Annotated in this window: 14 protein-coding genes; all 14 read left to right on the forward strand. The window is 72.1% G+C overall.

The annotated features are described in order from the left end of the window. Window positions 1–199: 199 nt before the first annotated feature. Window positions 200–688 carry a Holliday junction resolvase RuvX gene (ruvX, locus tag FYX01_RS20220; RefSeq protein WP_150243738.1) on the forward strand — a complete coding sequence of 163 codons (489 nt, stop codon included), beginning with the start codon at window positions 200–202 and terminating at the stop codon, window positions 686–688. Next, on the forward strand, window positions 685–3264 hold the full coding sequence (gene mltG / locus FYX01_RS20225) for an endolytic transglycosylase MltG (protein ID WP_150243740.1): 2580 nt from the start codon (window positions 685–687) through the stop codon (window positions 3262–3264). The genes ruvX and mltG overlap by 4 nt, the downstream gene beginning before the upstream one ends. After that, entirely contained in the window at window positions 3264–4091 is an 828-nt protein-coding gene (locus FYX01_RS20230) for a shikimate dehydrogenase (RefSeq protein ID WP_150243742.1), read from the forward strand. The genes mltG and FYX01_RS20230 overlap by 1 nt, the downstream gene beginning before the upstream one ends. Window positions 4092–4577: 486 nt before the next feature. Beyond that, window positions 4578–5126: a translation initiation factor IF-3 gene (gene infC, locus FYX01_RS20235; RefSeq protein WP_394350492.1), complete on the forward strand. Its 549-nt coding sequence runs from the start codon at window positions 4578–4580 to the stop codon at window positions 5124–5126. A gap of 176 nt (window positions 5127–5302) precedes the next feature. Next, the gene (rpmI, locus tag FYX01_RS20240; RefSeq protein ID WP_150243744.1) at window positions 5303–5497 is read left to right on the forward strand and encodes a 50S ribosomal protein L35; all 195 of its coding nucleotides are present in this window, start codon (window positions 5303–5305) and stop codon (window positions 5495–5497) included. Between the two features lie 164 nt (window positions 5498–5661). Continuing rightward, complete coding sequence (gene rplT / locus FYX01_RS20245; RefSeq protein ID WP_190394406.1) at window positions 5662–6033, forward strand: 50S ribosomal protein L20; 372 nt, start codon at window positions 5662–5664, stop codon at window positions 6031–6033. 24 nt (window positions 6034–6057) lie between these two features. After that, on the forward strand, window positions 6058–6900 hold the full coding sequence (locus FYX01_RS20250; protein WP_150243746.1) for a TrmH family RNA methyltransferase: 843 nt from the start codon (window positions 6058–6060) through the stop codon (window positions 6898–6900). Between the two features lie 530 nt (window positions 6901–7430). After that, complete coding sequence (locus FYX01_RS20255; protein ID WP_150243748.1) at window positions 7431–8630, forward strand: sensor histidine kinase; 1200 nt, start codon at window positions 7431–7433, stop codon at window positions 8628–8630. A gap of 190 nt (window positions 8631–8820) precedes the next feature. Then, a complete protein-coding gene (pheS, locus tag FYX01_RS20260) occupies window positions 8821–9939 on the forward strand; it encodes a phenylalanine--tRNA ligase subunit alpha (protein WP_150243750.1) in 1119 nt (372 codons plus the stop codon). Further along, window positions 9939–12425, forward strand: a complete 2487-nt coding sequence (gene pheT, locus FYX01_RS20265; protein ID WP_150243752.1) for a phenylalanine--tRNA ligase subunit beta — start codon at window positions 9939–9941, stop codon at window positions 12423–12425. Before pheS ends, pheT begins: the two co-directional genes overlap by 1 nt. 488 nt (window positions 12426–12913) lie before the next feature. Next, on the forward strand, window positions 12914–14140 hold the full coding sequence (locus FYX01_RS20270; RefSeq protein ID WP_150243806.1) for an aminotransferase family protein: 1227 nt from the start codon (window positions 12914–12916) through the stop codon (window positions 14138–14140). A 229-nt stretch (window positions 14141–14369) separates the two neighbouring features. Then, on the forward strand, window positions 14370–14858 hold the full coding sequence (locus FYX01_RS20275; RefSeq protein ID WP_150243754.1) for a MarR family winged helix-turn-helix transcriptional regulator: 489 nt from the start codon (window positions 14370–14372) through the stop codon (window positions 14856–14858). A 196-nt stretch (window positions 14859–15054) separates the two neighbouring features. After that, window positions 15055–16476 carry an NAD(P)/FAD-dependent oxidoreductase gene (locus FYX01_RS20280; protein ID WP_223830563.1) on the forward strand — a complete coding sequence of 474 codons (1422 nt, stop codon included), beginning with the start codon at window positions 15055–15057 and terminating at the stop codon, window positions 16474–16476. Window positions 16477–16600: 124 nt separating this feature from the next. Then, complete coding sequence (gene argC / locus FYX01_RS20285) at window positions 16601–17629, forward strand: N-acetyl-gamma-glutamyl-phosphate reductase (RefSeq protein ID WP_150243756.1); 1029 nt, start codon at window positions 16601–16603, stop codon at window positions 17627–17629.

Below are 17629 nucleotides of genomic sequence, written 5' to 3' on the forward strand. Positions count from 1 at the left end.
CGTCGGCGAAGCTGCGCACCGTCATCGAATCGGGCATACTGTGGCGCGTCACAGCCGATCACACGGCTGTCTGTGCGGACTCTCCCGCGATCCAGCTGACGAACAGGACCACCGTGTTGAGGATTTCCCAGCCGCGGTGCTGTGCCGGCAACGGTACCGCCCGCCCGCGTACCATCCCCGGTCCAGGGGAGCGGTCCTCTTGAGGCACGGTGTGCGCTTGGCCGTCGATCCGGGTAACGCCCGCATCGGAGTCGCCGCCAGCGACCCCGGTGGCATGCTCGCCAGCCCGGTCGAGACCGTTCCGCGTGGCAGGGGTGACCTGCAACGGATCGCTCTGCTGGTCCTGGAACGGGAGGCGCGGGAGGTCGTTGTGGGCTACCCTGCCTCACTGTCAGGCCAGGAAGGCCCGGCGGCCCGCTCCGCCAGGGAGTTCGCGAACGCGCTCGCCGCGCTCCTGCGTCCCGTTCCCGTCCGCCTGGTCGACGAACGCCTCACCACGGTGACCGCGCAGGGTCAGCTGCTCTCCGGAGCCTCCTTCGCCAAGAAGGGGGCCAGGGGCGGCAGGGCCCGCAGGTCGGTCATCGACCAGGCCGCGGCCACCGTGCTCCTCCAGAGCGCCTTGGACCAGGAACGGTCAACAGGCCATCCCCCGGGCGAGATCGTCCACTCCAGGCAGGGAGAAGAATGAACGACAGGGATGACTACCCCGGCAATCCCTATCGTGGGCGCTCCGGTCGCGAGCGCGGGTACGACTACGACCCGCTCAGTGACCCCTCGCCCCCACAGCCGCCCCCGCGCGGCCGTAGGGCGCGCCCCGAACCCGCGGACTGGAGCGACGCCCCCGGCACGGGCGGGTTCCGGAACGATGCTCCGGACGCCGGTGAGTTCCGCTCGTCCCGCTACGCGCCCGGCGGCGGGGAGGGGCACGACCCCCTCGGGTCCGGCCCTCCGCCGTCCGGACGCCGACGCCGCGCCGAACCGCCCATCGAGGGCCCCGGGGCCCCGCCCCGGCGCGTCGGGGCGGCCGACGCCCTGCGCGGAAGCCGTGCGGCCCGTTCCGGGACCTCCCGCTCCGGGCGCCCCCAGCCCCAAGGCCCGGAGGAGCCCCGGCCGCACGAGCCGACGCCGCCTCGGCGCGCCGCCGGCGATCCGACCCAGGAAGCCCTCGCCGCTCTGGCCAACCTGGGTGAGAACGCCGCGCCGTCCCGGCCCGCCGAGAGCGCTCCGCGACCACCCTCGGGAACCGAGGAGCCGCCCCGGCGCGGCCGCCGCAAACGCTCCGAGCCCGAGCCCGGACCCGAGCCCGAGCCCCGCCGCAGGAGCCGCGGGAACGAGGACGCACCCGCGGGCCGCCGTGGTGGCAGCCGCCGCAGGCGCGGTGCCCCGGTGGAGGACGTCCCCGCCGAACCCGCGGCCCCGCCCGCCGACGAGCGGCCCCAGGACCGTCGCGGTCGCCGCAAACGCTCCCGGCGCGAGGAGGAGACCACCGGCGGTTTCCTGGACGACGCCCCCGAGGACAGCGGGTTCTTCGACTCGGGGTCCTTCCCCGGCCTGAACAGCTCCGCCGACACCGGTGCGTTCGCCGCGGTCAGCGAGCCCCCGGGCCGCCGTGCCCGCCGTGCGCGTGCCGACAGCGCCGAGGACGTGCCCGCCGACACCAGTGCCTTCTCCGACGCCGGCGCGTTCCGTGACGCGGGTGCGTCCTCTCCCGACCAGGACCCCGACGCCGGTGCGTTCGCCGCGGAGGTCCCGGAGGAGGAGCCCGGGCCCCGCAGCCGTCGCGCGCGTCGTGGGCGCGGGGCCGAGGACGGGGCGCGGAGCCGCCGCGGTGGCGGCCGCCGCAGGCGCGGCGCCCCCGCGGAGGAGGCCCCGCAGGAGTCCGAGGCCCCCTACGAGGAGGATCCCGACGCCGGTGCGTTCGCCGCGGAGGTCCCGGAGGAGGAGCCCGGGCCCCGCAGCCGTCGCGCGCGTCGTGGGCGCGGGGCGGAGGACGGGGCGCGGAGCCGCCGCAGCAGCCGTCGCAGGCGGGGTCGGCGCGAGGAACCCGAGGTGCCTGAGGAGGCGCCGGAGGAGGACGAGTACGACTACGAGGAACCCGCCCTCGCCGACATCGCCGCGGCCTATGGCGGCGGCCGCAGCAGCCGGAGGAAGGCCAAGGAGCTCAAACGGGCACGTGCCCAGGCGGACAGGGGCGGCAGGAAGCGCCGCCGCGGGGGCGGCAAGGGCATGATGATCCTGCTCGCGCTGGTCCTCGTCCTCGTGATCGCGGGCGGCGGCTACGGCATCATGCGCGTCTACCTCTTCCCGGACGACTACGAGGGACGGGGCAGCGGCGAGGTCGTCTTCGTCATCGAGGAGGGACAGGCCGGCGCCACCATCGCCTCCAACCTCGTCGGCAAGGGGGTGGTGGCCAGTGAGGGCGCGTTCCTCAACGCCCTGAAGGCCGTCCCCGAGGAGGAGCGCGGCGACGGGCTCGTTCCCGGTACCTACTCCCTGGCCCAAAGCATGAGCGGTGAGGCCGCCGTGTCCGCCCTCCTCGATCCGGCCAGCCGGGTCGGCGGACGCGTCACCATCCGGGAGGGACTGCGCTCGGAGGAGATCATCGGGGAACTCGCCGAGAACACCGGGCTGACCGAGGAGGAGTTCAACGAGGCCTACGCCCGGACCGACGAGCTCGGCCTGCCCGACTACGCCGCCGAGGGCCCCGCGGGCTACCTGTTCCCGGACACCTACCAGTTCGACTCGAACATGGACGCGCTGTCGGTGCTCAAGACCATGGTGACCCGGCACCGCCAGGTCGCCGAGGAGATCGATCTGGAGGGCCGGGCGGAGGCGCTCGGCTACGACGCCAACGAGATCATGGCGATCGCCTCCATCATCCAGGCCGAGAGCGGCAACACCGAGGACATGCCGAAGATCTCCCGGGTGGTCCACAACCGCCTGGACATCGACATGGCCCTGCAGATGGACAGCACCTGCTTCTACGCCATCGGCGAGCACGGCATCGCGCTCAACAACGAGCAGCTCAGGCAGTGCGAACTGGACACCAGCGGGTTCGACACCTACTACAGCAAGGGCCTCATCCCCGGTCCCTACGTCGTACCGGGGCAGGACGCCATGGAGGCGGCCCTGACACCGGCCGAGGGCGACTGGCTGTACTTCGTCGCCACCGACCCGGAGAACGGTGTCACCGAGTTCACCGGCAGCCACGACGAGTTCCTCAAACTCAAGGAGGAGTTCCAGGAGAACTGGGTGGGGGACTAGTGCGCGCCGCCGTACTGGGGTCGCCGGTGGCCCACTCGCTCTCACCGGTCCTGCACACCGCCGCCTACACGGCGATGGGCCTGACGGACTGGTCCTACGGCATGCACGAGTGCGGCGAGGAGGACCTCGCGTCCTTCCTCGCCGGGCTCGGCGGCGAGTGGGCCGGACTGTCCCTGACCATGCCGCTCAAACGCCGCGCCCTGGACCTGGCCGACACGGTCACCGACCTGGCCCGGCAGGTGGGCGGCGCCAACACCCTCGTCCGCGGGGACGGGGGATGGGAGGCCACCAACACCGACGTCACGGGGATCGCCGCGGCCCTGGCCGAGGCCGGTGTGAACGCCCCGCGCGACGCGGTGGTCCTGGGCGCCGGGGCCACCGCGGCCTCCGCCCTCGCCGCGCTGCGCCGGCTCGGCCTGACCTCACCGGTCACCCTGCTGGCCCGTGACCCCGACCGCACCGGGGAGGTGGCCGCGGCCGCCCGGCGGCTCGGCCACCCGCTCAGGATCGCCCCGCTCTCGGAACTGGACGAGTACCTCGACGTGGACCTGGTGGTCTCCTCCCTGCCCTCGGGCGCGGCCGACCGCCACGCCGACCGGTTCGCGGCCTCGCGCGCAGACCTGTTCGACGTCGTCTACTCGCCCTGGCCCACCCGTGCCGCCACGGCCGTCGCCGCGCGCGGCGGCCGCGTGGTCGGCGGTTTCCCGATGCTGCTCCACCAGGCCGTCGAGCAGGTCCGGTTGATGACCGGGACCGAGGACGTGCCGGTGGAGGCCATGCGCGGGGCGGGCGAGGCGGAGCTGGCCCGCCGTGCCGTACCCGCCTGAGCGGACCGGTCCGTCCCACGGCCCCGGCGGTCCACCGACGCGGCCGGAAGGCTGGTCCGTCGGCCTGCCGGAGCGACGGGCCGAGGAGGTTCCGACTCCTGGTACGATGAGGTATCGACTTGTTCCGGTGTGTTCCACACCGGGGCCGCAAGCGGAGATGATCCTCCCACCTGCCGGGTACAGCTCGTGTAGGTTCCGGTCCGGCGAATCGAGCACGCCACGCTCTGTTCACCGGGCACCCGTGTCCGGGGTGCCCGGAGCGCGTGCCCGTACTCGCCGGAACAACCGGTCGGATCACCCCGCTTGCATACGCTGGCGGGGTTTTTGCTGTGTGCGGACCCCGACGAGGCCGAGCGGTCCGACGGACGAGGACGGCTCGGCCAGCAGAGCCGTCCACCGCCTGGCGGACGGCCGATTCCAGGTAATCCGAGAAAGCTAGGGAGGGGTCCCATCAGCGCCGAGCCCCGCATCAATGACCGCATCCGGGTGCCCGAGGTCCGTCTCGTCGGACCCAATGGTGAGCAGGTCGGAATCGTCTCCGTGCAGGACGCCCTGCGTCTGGCCCAGGAGTCCGACCTCGACCTCGTCGAGGTCGCTCCGACCGCGCGCCCGCCGGTCGCCAAGCTGATGGACTACGGCAAGTTCAAGTACGAGTCCGCGGTCAAGGCCCGTGAGTCGCGCAAGAACCAGTCGAACACGATCATCAAGGAGATCAAGCTCCGCCCGAAGATCGATCCGCACGACTACGAGACCAAGAAGGGTCACGTGGTGCGGTTCCTCAAGAGCGGGGACAAGGTCAAGGTGACGATCATGTTCCGAGGCCGTGAGCAGTCCAGGCCCGAGCTGGGCCGCCGACTGCTGGCGCGGTTGGCCGAGGACGTCCAGGATCTTGGCACCGTGGAGTCGCAGCCCAAGCAGGACGGCCGCAACATGGTCATGGTGATCGGCCCGCACAAGCGGCGGTCCGACCACAAGGCCGAGGCCCGCGCGGCGGCGGAGGACAAGTCCCGCCGCGAGCAGCGCTCGGACGCCTAGCGACGGGAAGTACCCACCGCCCGGTCGCCGGGAAGGCACCGGGTGGTGGGATGGGCTGTGCTCGCACGGCCCGGATGCGTCGCACCGGCGCGCAGGGTCCCCCGCCAAAGCAGCGGAAGAACCGTGTCATCCGTCCGGAACGGATGACACGCCGACGGAGTAGGAGACGCGGCGACATGCCGAAGAACAAGACCCACAGTGGGGCCAAGGACCGCTTCAAGGTCACCGGCTCCGGCAAGATCATGCGCCGTCGTGCCAACAAGAACCACATCCTTGAGCACAAGACCTCCAAGCGCAAGCGCAAGCTGAGCAACGAGGCGGTGCTCTCCCCCGCGGACACCAAGAGCATGCGCAAGCTGCTCGGCAGGTAGTTCCGAGGACCCTCTCCCTCCCCGGGAGCGCCCGCGCGCCGAACCAGTCGGCACGGTGACGGCCCCCGGGAGGGAACCACACGAAGCAACACGGCCGCCGGATTCGTCGGAGCCGGGCCGGTCGGCGCGCCGCGCGCGCCGGAAGAGACAACGAGGGAGTTCCAGTGGCACGCGTGAAGCGGGCTCTCAACGCCAAGAAGAAGCGCAAGGTCGTTCTCGACCGGGCGAGCGGCTACCGCGGTCAGCGTTCGCGCCTGTACCGCAAGGCCAAGGAGCAGATGCTCCACTCGATGACCTACTCCTACCGGGACCGCAAGGACCGCAAGGGGCAGTTCCGTCGTCTGTGGATCCAGCGCATCAACGCCGCCTCCAGGGCCCAGGGCCTGACCTACAACCGCTTCATGCAGGGCCTGAAGCTGGCCGGCATCGAGGTCGACCGTCGCATGCTCGCCGAGCTGGCGGTCAGGGACGAGGCCGCCTTCGCGAGCCTGGTGGAGACGGCCAAGAAGGCCCTCCCCACCGAGGCCGCGGCCTAGGGCGGAAGTGAGCGGCGAATAGCGATGGCGAGCCACGAGTTCACGAGTATCCGCTCACCCAGGATCAAGGGGGTTCGGCGGCTCGCCAAGCGCACCTTCCGCCAGCGCGAGCGGCGCTTCCTCGCAGAGGGGCCGCAGGCGGTACGGGAGGCGCTGACCGCCGCGAGCGGCGGTGACGGGCGGCCCCACGGGGCCGCCCCGTGCGTTGTCGAGGTCTACGCCACCGCGGAGGCCATGCAGCGCCACATCGACCTGGTGGACGCCGCACGCGCGGCGGACGTGCCCACCCACAGGGTCAGCCTGGACGTGATGTCGGAGCTGGCCCAGACCGTCACCCCCCAGGGGGTCATCGCGGTCTGCGAGTTCGTCGACGTCCCCCTGGACGGCCTCGGCGACGTCCGCCTGGCGGTCGTGCTCTCCCACGTCCGTGATCCGGGCAACGCGGGCACGGTCCTGCGTACCGCCGACGCGGCCGGTGCCGACGCGGTGATCTTCACCGACGCCTCCGTCGACCCCTACAACGGCAAGTGCGTGCGGGCCTCGGCCGGAAGCCTGTTCCACCTGCCCGTGGTCGTGGGCGTCCCGGTGGCGCGCGCGGTCGGCTTCCTGCGCGAGGCGGGTGCGCGGGTGTGGGCCGCCGACGGCGGCGGCCCCCGTGACCTGCACAGCGTCGCCGATGACGGCGACCTGGACGGCCCCGTGGGCTGGGTGTTCGGCAACGAGGCCTGGGGCCTGCCCGGGGAGGTCGTCACCCTGACCGACGGCGCGGTCAGCGTCCCGATCTACGGCGGGGCCGAAAGCCTGAATCTGGCCACGGCTGCGGCCGTGTGTCTGTACACCACCGCACGGCAGCAGCGGCACTCCTGAGCCGGTCCCGGCGATCCCGGAACGCCCCGGCGCTGACCTCGGGTGATTACGTTGTGTGACAGGCCTGTCATGCTCGATCCACCCCCACCGCAGACGCCGCGACAGGGACACGCGTGCTCAGTTCATGCGCCCGTCCATCCAAAATGCACGTGCACGGGGCCCGGGTGCCGATAGGGTCGGTAGGAGAGGGACCGCGGAGGGTCCATGCGCGTGACGCGTAGGACCCGGCGTGCCCACCCGTGTCACGGGTGGGGCGCCGTGCCGACCCGGACCACCCGGCAGGCTTGACGACACCGCGTGACCACGCGTGACGCGCTCGGATCGGCGGTCCCTGTCTCCCGGGTGGCGGGGCGCCTGGAGAGGGCTTGTACGCTCCTCTCCCGCCGGGCGTCCGATCCCGGGCCGCGAGGCGTACCAGGCGGAAGTGCAGGGTAGACAACCTGCGGTGGTGCCCACGGGGCGACCACCGGTCAGCGGTCCTCGGCCCAGGAGCCTGTGGTCGTGGACCTTCGAGGGGAGCGGGGAGAGGCGTGGGCAGCGGCCGGCAGGCGGACCACCCGGCGGAGGACTCGGGTGACGGGACCGCACACCCCCCGGACGCTTCCCCCGGGACCGAGGACGACCGCGCACCCGGCGCCTTCGACCGTTCCGGCACCCGGTCCGCAGCCGTCCTCCAGGAGGTCGACGGCTCCTTCACCGGTACCGGCCCCCTGCATCCGGACGACCTGCCCGACGGTGTGGTGGTGGCCGACGCGCGTGGCCACGTCGTGCTCTTCAACGCCCAGGCCGCCCAGCTCATCGGCATCCCCGTCGGCGCGGCCCTGGGACGCGACTACCGCTCCGTCCTGCCGCTGCTGGGCATAGACGGCAACGACTGGTGGGAGGCCAGCGACCCCTACGGCGGCGCCCGCGACCGCGTCCGCCAGCCCGAGCGCGCCCTCCTGCTACCCGACGACCGCGAGATCCTCGTCGCCGCGCGTTACGTGCGCGCCCGCCCCGGCGGCGAGCTCGTCCGCCTGGTCGTCACCCTCCGGGACGCCTCCGCGCGCGCCGAACGCACCCGCGCGGACCTGGTCTCCCAGGTGGCCCACGAGCTTCGGTCGCCCCTGACCAGCGTCAAGGGCTTCACCTCCACCCTGCTCACCAAGTGGGAACGGCTCACCGACAAGCAGAAGCTGTTCATGCTGGAGACGGTCAACGCCGACGCGGACCGCGTCACCCGCCTCATCCACGACCTGCTCGACGTCTCGCGCATCGAGTCCGGCCGCCTGGAGGTGCGCCGCCAGGTCGTCGACCTGCACGAGGCCGTACGCCGGGTCGTGGCCGGGCGTGTGGCCTCCGGCGAGCCCGAGGAGCGCTTCCGCGTCGAGGCCCGCGGTGAGCTTCCGCGCATGTGGCTGGATCCCGACAAGATCGAGCAGATCCTGTTGAACCTGGTGGAAAACGGCGTGCGGCACGGCGCTGGTACTGTCAGTATCGTGATCGAGCCGTGTGAAGGAGGAACAGCGGTGTCGGTGCGCGACGAAGGCCAGGGCATAGCGCCCGAGACCATTCCGCGCGTCTTCCGCCAGTTCTGGCGCAGCAAGCGCCGGAGCGGGACCGGCCTCGGACTGTTCATCGTCAAGGGCCTCGTGGAGGCCCACGGCGGCACGATCACCGTCGGACGCGCCCCCAGCGGCGGCGCCGAGTTCCGATTTACCATGCCCGCCGGGACGCCCGAGTTCGTCTGAAGACCCTTCGGACCCTCCAGCCTCCCCGGTGGGCGCCACGGCGTGCTCCCGGTCCCGTAACGGATCCTTTTTCCGGGCATGCCCGCAATCCGCCTGCTTTCCCTGTCGGCTTCGTCCGCCCCGTCGCGGACCGTGACTGCCGCCTGTTCCCCCGTCCTGGTCGGGGACTCCGGCGGCGAGGCAACCAACCATGTCTGCACCGAACAATTCCTTCGACCCGGTCGAGGTGACCCCTCTGCACCCCGACGAGGTCGCCCGCATGCGCGAGGAGGCCCTGGCCGCCATCGAGGCCGCCACCGACCTCGCCGAACTCAAGGAGGTCCGCCTCGCGCACGCCTCGGACCGCTCCCCGCTGGCACTGGCCAACCGGGAGATCGGCGCCCTGCCCCCGGCGGCCAAGGCCGACGCGGGCAAGCGCGTGGGCGGTGCCCGGCGCGACGTCGGCCAGGCCCTCAAGGCCCGTCAGGCCGTCCTGGAGGCCGAGCGCGACGAGCGCGTCCTCATCGAGGAGCGGGTCGACGTCACCCTGCCCTGGGACCGCGCCCCGCGCGGTGCCCGCCACCCGCTGACCACCGTCGCCGAGCGCGTGGCCGACCTCTTCGTCGGTATGGGCTTCGAGATCGCCGAGGGCCCCGAGGTCGAGGCCGAGTGGTTCAACTTCGACGCCCTCAACTTCCAGCCCGACCACCCCGCGCGCACCATGCAGGACACCTTCTTCGTGGAGGGCCCCGACGGCGGCGAGTCCGGTCTGGTCATGCGCACCCACACCTCGCCCGTGCAGGTCCGCGCGCTGCTCTCCCGTGAGCTGCCGGTGTACGTGGTCGCGCCCGGCAAGACCTTCCGCACCGACGAGCTCGACGCCACCCACAGCCCGGTCTTCCACCAGCTGGAGGGCCTGGTCGTGGACAGGGGCGTCACCCTGGCCCATCTGCGCGGTGCCATCGACGCCTACGTGGAGGGCGTCTTCGGCGAGGGGCTGCGGACCCGTTTCCGGGCCTCCTACTTCCCGTTCACCGAGCCGTCCGCCGAGGTGGACATGGAGTGCTTCGTGTGCCGGGGCGCCTCCGTGGGCGACCCCGACGCGGTCTGCCGCACCTGCTCCAGCGAGGGCTGGATCGAGATCGGCGGCTGCGGCGTGGTCAACCCGCGTGTGCTCACCGCCGCGGGAGTGGACCCCGAGGCGTACACCGGCTGGGCCTTCGGCCTGGGAATCGAACGGACACTGATGTTCGCGCACGGCGTGCGCGACATGCACGACATGGTCGAGGGCGACATCCGCTTCACCTCGGCGTTCGGGAGTGAGAACTGATGCGCGTCCCCCTTACCTGGCTGCGGGAGTACGTCGACCTGCCGGCCGACGTCACCGCCCGCGACCTCGCCGACCGCCTCACGCTGGCGGGCCTGGAGGTCGAGACCGTCGACGAGCTCGGCACCGACATCAGCGGCCCCGTCGTCCACGGCCGCGTGCTCTCCATCGAGGAGCTCACCGGTTTCAAGAAGCCCATCCGCTTCTGCCTCGTGGACGTGGGAGGAGCCAACGGCACCGGCGAGCCGCAGGAGATCGTCTGCGGTGCCCGCAACTTCGCCGAGGGAGACCTGGTCGTGGTCTGCCTGCCCGGTGCGGAACTGCCCGGGGGCTTCCGGATCGGCGCCCGCAAGACCTACGGCAGGATGTCCGCGGGCATGATCTGCTCGGCCACCGAGCTGGGCCTGTGGGAGGACCACACCGGCATCGTCGTCCTGCCCGAGGGCTTCGGCGAGGTGGGCGAGGACGCCATCGGCCCGCTCGGCCTGCGCGAGGACGTCCTCGACATCGCCGTCACCCCCGACCGCGGCTACGCGCTGTCCCTGCGAGGCGTGGCCCGCGACACGGCCGCGCTGTACGGGGTCGGCTTCCGCGACCCGGCCGACCTCGCCGTGGCCGAACCCGTGGGCGAGGGCACGCCCGCGGAGATCGACCCGGCGCTGTGCGACCGCTACGTCCTGCGCGGCGCCACCGGGTTCGACCCCGACGCGCCGAGCCCCCTGTGGATGAAGCGCCGCCTGCACCAGAGCGGTGTGCGCCCGCTCTCCCTGGCCGTGGACGTCACCAACTACGTGATGCTCGAACTCGGACAGCCGCTGCACGCCTGGGACCGCGCCCAGCTCCGGGGAGGCCTGCGGGTGCGCGCCGCCTCGGCGGGGGAGAAGCTGGAGACCCTGGACCACGTCCAGCGCTCCCTGGACGCCGACGACATCGTCATCGCCGACGACAGCGGTCCGGTCAACATCGCGGGCGTCATGGGCGGCCTGAGCACGGAGATCTCCCTGAACAGCACCGAGGTGCTGGTCGAGGCCGCGCACTTCGACGCCATGCACATCGCCCGCGCCTCGCGCCGCCACCAGCTGTCCTCGGAGTCCTCCCGCCGCTTCGAGCGCGGTGTGGACTCCGCGGTGCAGCTGGCCGCGGCCAGCCGTGCGGTCGAGCTGCTCGCGGAACTGGGCGGGGCCACCGTCGAGACCGCCTACACCCACCTGGACCGGACCCCGCCCCGCGAGGCGATCGGGGTGAGGGCCTCACACGCGGGCTCCGTCGCCGGGATGGACTATCCCGAGGGCACCACGGAGAGGTGGCTGCGCGCGATCGGCTGCGCCGTGGAGGCCGACGGGGACCTGCTGAGGGTCACTCCGCCCACCTGGCGTCCCGACATCACCGACCCCAACGACCTCGCCGAGGAGGTCATCCGCTTCGAGGGCTACGAGAACATCCCCTCGATCCGCCCGCGTGCCTCGGGCCGGGGCCTGACCGCGAGCCAGCGCCTGCGCCGCGCGGTCGGCCGCACCCTGGCCGACACCGGCTTCCACGAGGTGCTGAACTACCCGTTCGTCGGTGAGCGCGACCTGGACGGGCTCCAGCTGGGGGCGGCCGACGACCGCAGGAGGGCGTTGCGCCTGGCCAACCCGCTCAACGAGGGCGAGCCGCTGCTGCGCACCACGCTGTTGCCCGGCCTGTTCAAGGCCCTGGCCCGCAACGTGGGGCGCGGCCTCACCGACGTGGCCCTGTACGAGATGGGTCTGGTCTACCGGCCCGGGCCCGGGACCGCCCGAGCCCCGATGCTGCCGGTGGACCGCGGCCCCAGCGCCGAGGAGCTGGCCCGCGTCGACGCCGCGCTGCCGGAGCAGCCGCGCCGGGTGGGCGCGGTGCTCTCCGGACTCGTCGAGCGCGCCGGATGGTGGGGCCCGGGCCGGGAGGCCACCTGGGCCGACGCCGTCCAGGCCGCCCGCGACACCGCCGGTGTCGCCGGGGTCGAGCTGGAGGTCGAGGCCGACCAGCACGCCCCGTGGCACCCGGGCCGCTGTGCCGCGCTGTACGTACGCGCGGGAGGCGAGCGCCTGCTGGTGGGGCACGCCGGTGAACTGCACCCGCGCACCGTCAAGGCTTTCGGGCTGCCCGAGCGCACGGTGGCGGTGGAGGTCGAGCTCGACCGGATCGAGAGGGCCCGCGTCCCCGCCACCGCTCCCGAGGTGTCCACCTACCCGGTGGCCACCCAGGACGTGGCCCTGGTCGTGGACTCCTCGGTGCCGGTGGGCCGGATCAGCGAGGCCCTGACCGAGGGCGCGGGTGAACTGCTGGAGAGCGTGCGCCTGTTCGACGTCTACACCGGGGAGCAGGTCGGGGAGGGCCGCAAGTCGGTGGCCTTCGCCCTGCGCTTCCGGGCCGGGGACCGGACGCTGACCGCGGAGGAGGCCGGCGCCGCGCGCGACGCGGCCGTCACCGCGGCCGCCGAGCGCACGGGGGCGGTCCTGCGCGGCTGAGACGCGTGAAGGGGCCGGTGCCCGGTCCCGTGACCGGACCCGTGCGGGGCCGGCCGCTTCCCGGAGACGGGGGAGCGGCCGGCCCCGCCCCTCTTCTGCGGGGGAACGGCCGCGCGGCGTGGCCGCGACGCTCCGAGTGTTTCCGAAAGCTCCGATGGAACAGCCGGATCCCGGATTATTTTTTGGCCAGTTTTTCCAGGCCAGGAAGGGTTTTCTCGCTGCTCCCGGAGGGTAGCGGGCATGAAGTTTGGGTTTCGGGGCATGAATCGTCGTTTTGTCTCTTGCTGTGTAGCGGGTCGCCGGATTAGCCTGCAAGCACCTGCCAACATCGGGCGCCCGGGTGCAGGTCAGATCAACCTGAGTTTTCCGCTGCGCTTTGGCGCATGACTCGGCTCGGAGGTCGCCATATGACCGAAACGGTTGTCTCGTCCGCACTCGCTCCCCGGGAGCACAGGGAACCCGGCCGCCTGTGGCACACCTTCTGCGATATGAACACCGTGGCCAAGGGCCCGGAGTTCATGGTGGCCCGTGCCGAGGGCGTGTGGCTCTGGGACGACTCCGGCGATCGCTACCTGGATGGCACGGCCAGTCTCTGGTACTGCAACGTCGGACACGGACGCACCGAGATCGCGGACGCGGTCCACCGCCAGATCAGCACCCTGGACTCCTACACCGTCTACGGGGACTTCACCAACCGTCCCGCGGCGGAGCTCAGTGAGCGCCTGGCCGCGCACGCGCCCGTGGTCGATCCGCGGGTGATCCTGACCTGCGGCGGGGGAGAGTCCATCGACACCGCCGCCAAGCTGGCGCGGCGGTACTGGGCGGTCACCGGCCAGCCCGGGCGTACCCACCTGATCAGCCGGACCGGCGGCTACCACGGCCTGCACGGCTTCGGCACGAGCCTCTCCGGCATGGACCGGTTCCGCAGCGGCTACGGCAAGCTGGTCGAGGACACCTCGGTGGTGCCCCACGACTCGGCCGAGGCCCTGGAGGCCGAGATCCTGCGGGTGGGCCCCGAGCGGGTCGCGGCCTTCTTCGCCGAGCCGGTGGTCGGCGCGGGCGGAGTGTTCCCGCCGTCGGAGGGCTACTTCGCCGAGGTCTCGCGGATCTGCCGCAAGTACGGCGTGCTGTTCGTCGTCGACAGCGTCATCTGCGGTTTCGCACGTATGGGTAACTGGTTCGGGATCGAGCGCTTCGGGGTCGACCCGGACATGATCGTCTTCGCCAAGGGCGTCTCCAGCGGATACCTGCCGCTGGGCGGCGTCGTGGTCAGCGGGCGCGTGGCGGACCCCTTCTACAACGGTGAGGGCAATCCGTTCATGCACGGGACCACCTACGCCGGGCACCCGACGGCCTGCGCGGCGGCGATGGCCAATCTGGACATCCTGGAGCGCGAGGACCTGTTCACGGTGTCGCTGGAGGTCGAGCGCCACCTGGACGGCGCGCTGCGCGGCCTGGCCGACCACCCGCTGGTGGCCGAGGTCCGCTCGGGTCTCGGGGTGATGGGCGCGGTGGAACTCACGGAGGAGGCCCTCGTCGGGCGGGGGATCACCACGGCGGAGGTGTTCGCCGAGGCGCGGGCCCGCGGGGCGATCCTGCGGCCGATCCCGACGGCGCTGCTCGTCTCGCCGCCCCTGATCATCACCTGGGAGCAGATCGACCACCTGGTGTCCACCCTGGCGGCCGCGCTGGACGCGGTCGCGGCCCGTCACTGACCATGGGGTCCCGCCGCCCCCGAGGGACGCGGCGGGACCCCATGGAAAGTATCTTTCCAATCCCACACCGGTGTACTGACCCGGCGCGTGACGAGGCGCGCCGGGTGTGATGTGTCCGTGGGAAAAACACTGGGCGAAACGTCCGCTGTGGAGTAAAATTTACTGGGAAGATATTTCTTGTGGGTGAGATGCGCTCCGGCGTCCGCCCGGTCAGGGACAGGGAGCGGACATGAGCACACGGCAGACCGACACCGCGGCGGGAGCGGGAACCGCGCCGAGCGACGACGACCTCATCACCGCGTGGGGACTGGTCCACGAGGCGATGAACACCGTCCAACCCAGGCTCCTGGGCGGTATCACCCCCGACGGCAAGGACATGGCCGGTCCCTGGTTCGAGGTGCTCATACGCCTGCAGCGCACCCCCGGTCACCGGCTGCCCATGAGTTGCCTGGCCCGCGAGGTCAGCCTGAGCACGGGCGGGTTCACCAAGCTCGCGGACCGCCTGGAGCGCGAGGGCTATCTGGAGCGCGAGAACTGCTCCTCCGACCGCCGGGTCGTCTACGCCGTGCTCACCGACAAGGGCCTGGACTTCATCGGAAAGGCGCGTGGCAAGCACGTCGAACGGCTGCGCGAGTACGTCCTGGCCCCGCTCGGCGACGAAGGCGTCCGTCGGCTCGCCGACATCGCGCGCACCCTCCGTGACCACTCCTGCTGCTGACGGTGCGTTCGACTCGACACCGCGGGTAGCCGAATCCGCTTCCCTCCGGGGCTCCAGTGCCCGCGAAGGCACGGAAACATCCCACAAACCGTCGTTCCGGTGTAAGTTGGCGGGAGTTCGTGGGTCCCACGCGGGGTGCACCGTGAGCACACAGGTTTCGGGGGGAAAGATGGGATTGTTCACCACTGCCGCGCAGATGAGGGCGATTCCCCGGTCCTCACGTTTCGCCAACGGATCCGTGTCCTTCTGGTTCCGCGAGACCGGGCTCCCCGAACGCCGTGCGTCCCTGCCCGGCACCGCGGACTACGACGTCTGCGTGGTCGGGGCCGGTTACACCGGCCTGTGGACCGCCTACTACCTCAAGAAGGAACAGCCGGACCTGCGGGTGGCCGTGGTCGAACGCGAGTTCGCCGGCTTCGGCGCCTCCGGGCGTAACGGGGGCTGGCTGTCGGCCGAGTTCGCGGGCTCGCGCGAGCGCTACGCGCAGTCACACGGCAAGGCCGCGATGGTCGCCCTGCAGCGGGCGATGATGGACACCGTCACCGAGGTGATCTCGGTGGCCGAGGCCGAGGGCGTCGACGCCGACATCGTCCGCGGCGGTATGCGCCTGGTGGCCACCAACGCCGCCCAGCGCGAACGCCTGGCCGAGGACATCGAGTACCTCCAGGAGTGGGGCTACTGGCCCGACGACATCCACCTGGTGGAGGGCGACCACGAGCCCCGGCTGTCGGTGTCCGGCGCGGTCGCCTCCGCCTACTCCCCGCACGCCGCCCGCGTGCACCCCGCCAAGCTGGTCACCGGCCTGGCCCGGGTGGTGGAGGACCTGGGAGTGACGATCTTCGAGGGCACCGCCGTGGAGGAGATCCGCCCCCGCGGTGCGACGACGCGTCCGGCGGCCGTCACCGAGCACGGCACCGTCTACGCCGACCACGTCGTGCGCGCCACCGAGGGTTTCACCTCCACGCTGCGCGGCCAGCGCCGCGACTGGCTGCCGATGAACTCCTCGATGATCGCCACCGAGCCGCTCCCGGCCGAGCTGTGGGAGAAGATCGGCTGGGAGGGGCGCGAGGTCCTGGGCGACGCCGCCCACTCCTACGTCTACGCCCAGCGCACCGCCGACGACCGCATCGCCATCGGCGGACGCGGAGTCCCCTACCGCTTCGGTTCCGCCCAGGACCAGGACGGCGCCACCCAGCCGCAGGTCATCGCCGAGTTGTGGCATGCGCTCATCCGCATGTTCCCCGACGTGGCCGAGGTGCCGGTCGAGCACGCCTGGTCCGGTGTGCTGGGGGTGCCGCGCGACTGGTGCCCGGCCGTGCACATGGACACCGGGACCGGCCTGGGCTGGGCGGGCGGCTACGCGGGCAGCGGCGTGGCCACCAGCAACCTGGCCGGGCGCACCCTGCGCGACCTGATCCTGCGCCGCGAGACCGACCTGACCCGCCTGCCCTGGGTCGGCCACCAGATCCGCAGCTGGGAGCCCGAGCCCCTGCGCTGGGTGGGCACCCAGGTCATCTACGGGCTGTACCGCACCGCCGACCGCCGTGAGTCCCGCACCGAGGACAGGGCCCACACCTCCCGCTTCGCCGGGATCGCCACCCGCATCTCTGGCCGCTGAGGCCCAGCCGGGCGCTCGCGCGAGGGGCCTCGCCCACGGGGGCGGTGCGGCCCCCGCAGCTGCTTGCATAAATTTGCATGGTCATGCATGATGGTCCAGTCAGTTTCGACCAGGGGGCACCACCATGGGATACACAGCGGCCATCGCCGGAGCCAGCGGCTACGCGGGAGGCGAGCTGCTGCGCCTGCTCCTGGACCACCCCGAGATCGCCATCGGCGCGGTCACCGCCGGAAGCAACGCCGGGGCACCCCTGATCCAGCACCAGCCGCACCTGCTGCCGCTGGCCGACCGGGTCCTGGCGCCCACCACGGTCGAGGAGCTGCGCGGCCACGACGTCGTCTACCTCGCCCTGCCGCACGGCCAGTCCGCCGACATCGCCCAGCAGCTCGGCGACGACACCCTCGTGGTCGACTGCGGTGCCGACTTCAGGCTCAACGACGCCGCCGCCTGGGAACGCTTCTACGGCACACCGCACGCCGGGACCTGGCCCTATGGTCTGCCCGAACTGCCCGGGCAGCGCGAACGGCTCGCCGGGGCCCGCCGGGTCGCCGTGCCCGGATGCCACGTCACCGTCGCCACCCTGGCCCTGCTGCCCGGACTGGCCGAACAGCTCGTCGAGCCCGACCTGACCGTCGTCGCCGTCACCGGCACCTCCGGCGCGGGCAGGGCGCCCAAGCCCAACCTCATCGGCAGCGAGGTCATGGGCGCCCTGAGCCCCTACGGAGTCGGCGGCACCCACCGGCACAACCCCGAGATCGTCCAGAACCTCACCTCGGTCACCGGCGAGCCGGTCAGGCTGTCCTTCACCCCGGTCCTGGCCCCGCTGCCCCGCGGCATCCTCGCCACCTGCACCGCGCCCCTCAAGCCCGGCACCACCGCCGACCAGGTCCGCGCCGCCTACCAGGCCACCTACGCCGACGAGCCCTTCGTCCACCTGCTCCCCGAGGGCACCTGGCCCAGCACCGCCATGACACTGGCCGCCAACACCACCCTCGTGCAGGTCACCGTCGACCCCGACGCGGGCCGCATGGTCGCCGTCGCCGCCCTGGACAACCTCACCAAGGGCACCGCGGGCGGCGCCCTCCAGAGCACCAACCTCGCCCTCGGCCTGCCCGAGGCCACCGGTCTGCCGCTCGCCGCGGTCGCACCCTAG

The sequence above is a fragment of the Nocardiopsis quinghaiensis genome, from assembly GCF_008638365.1.
Taxonomy (GTDB): Bacteria; Actinomycetota; Actinomycetes; order Streptosporangiales; family Streptosporangiaceae; genus Nocardiopsis; species Nocardiopsis quinghaiensis.

Coding starts and splice junctions, on each gene's coding strand:
- FYX01_RS20275 (WP_150243754.1), top strand. CDS start 14,370: ATGAGCACACGGCAGACCGACACCGCGGCGGGAGCGGGAACCGCGCCG.
- FYX01_RS20250 (WP_150243746.1), top strand. CDS start 6,058: ATGGCGAGCCACGAGTTCACGAGTATCCGCTCACCCAGGATCAAGGGG.
- FYX01_RS20270 (WP_150243806.1), top strand. CDS start 12,914: ATGAACACCGTGGCCAAGGGCCCGGAGTTCATGGTGGCCCGTGCCGAG.
- argC (WP_150243756.1), top strand. CDS start 16,601: ATGGGATACACAGCGGCCATCGCCGGAGCCAGCGGCTACGCGGGAGGC.
- pheT (WP_150243752.1), top strand. CDS start 9,939: ATGCGCGTCCCCCTTACCTGGCTGCGGGAGTACGTCGACCTGCCGGCC.
- FYX01_RS20280 (WP_223830563.1), top strand. CDS start 15,055: ATGAGGGCGATTCCCCGGTCCTCACGTTTCGCCAACGGATCCGTGTCC.
- rpmI (WP_150243744.1), top strand. CDS start 5,303: ATGCCGAAGAACAAGACCCACAGTGGGGCCAAGGACCGCTTCAAGGTC.
- mltG (WP_150243740.1), top strand. CDS start 685: ATGAACGACAGGGATGACTACCCCGGCAATCCCTATCGTGGGCGCTCC.
- pheS (WP_150243750.1), top strand. CDS start 8,821: ATGTCTGCACCGAACAATTCCTTCGACCCGGTCGAGGTGACCCCTCTG.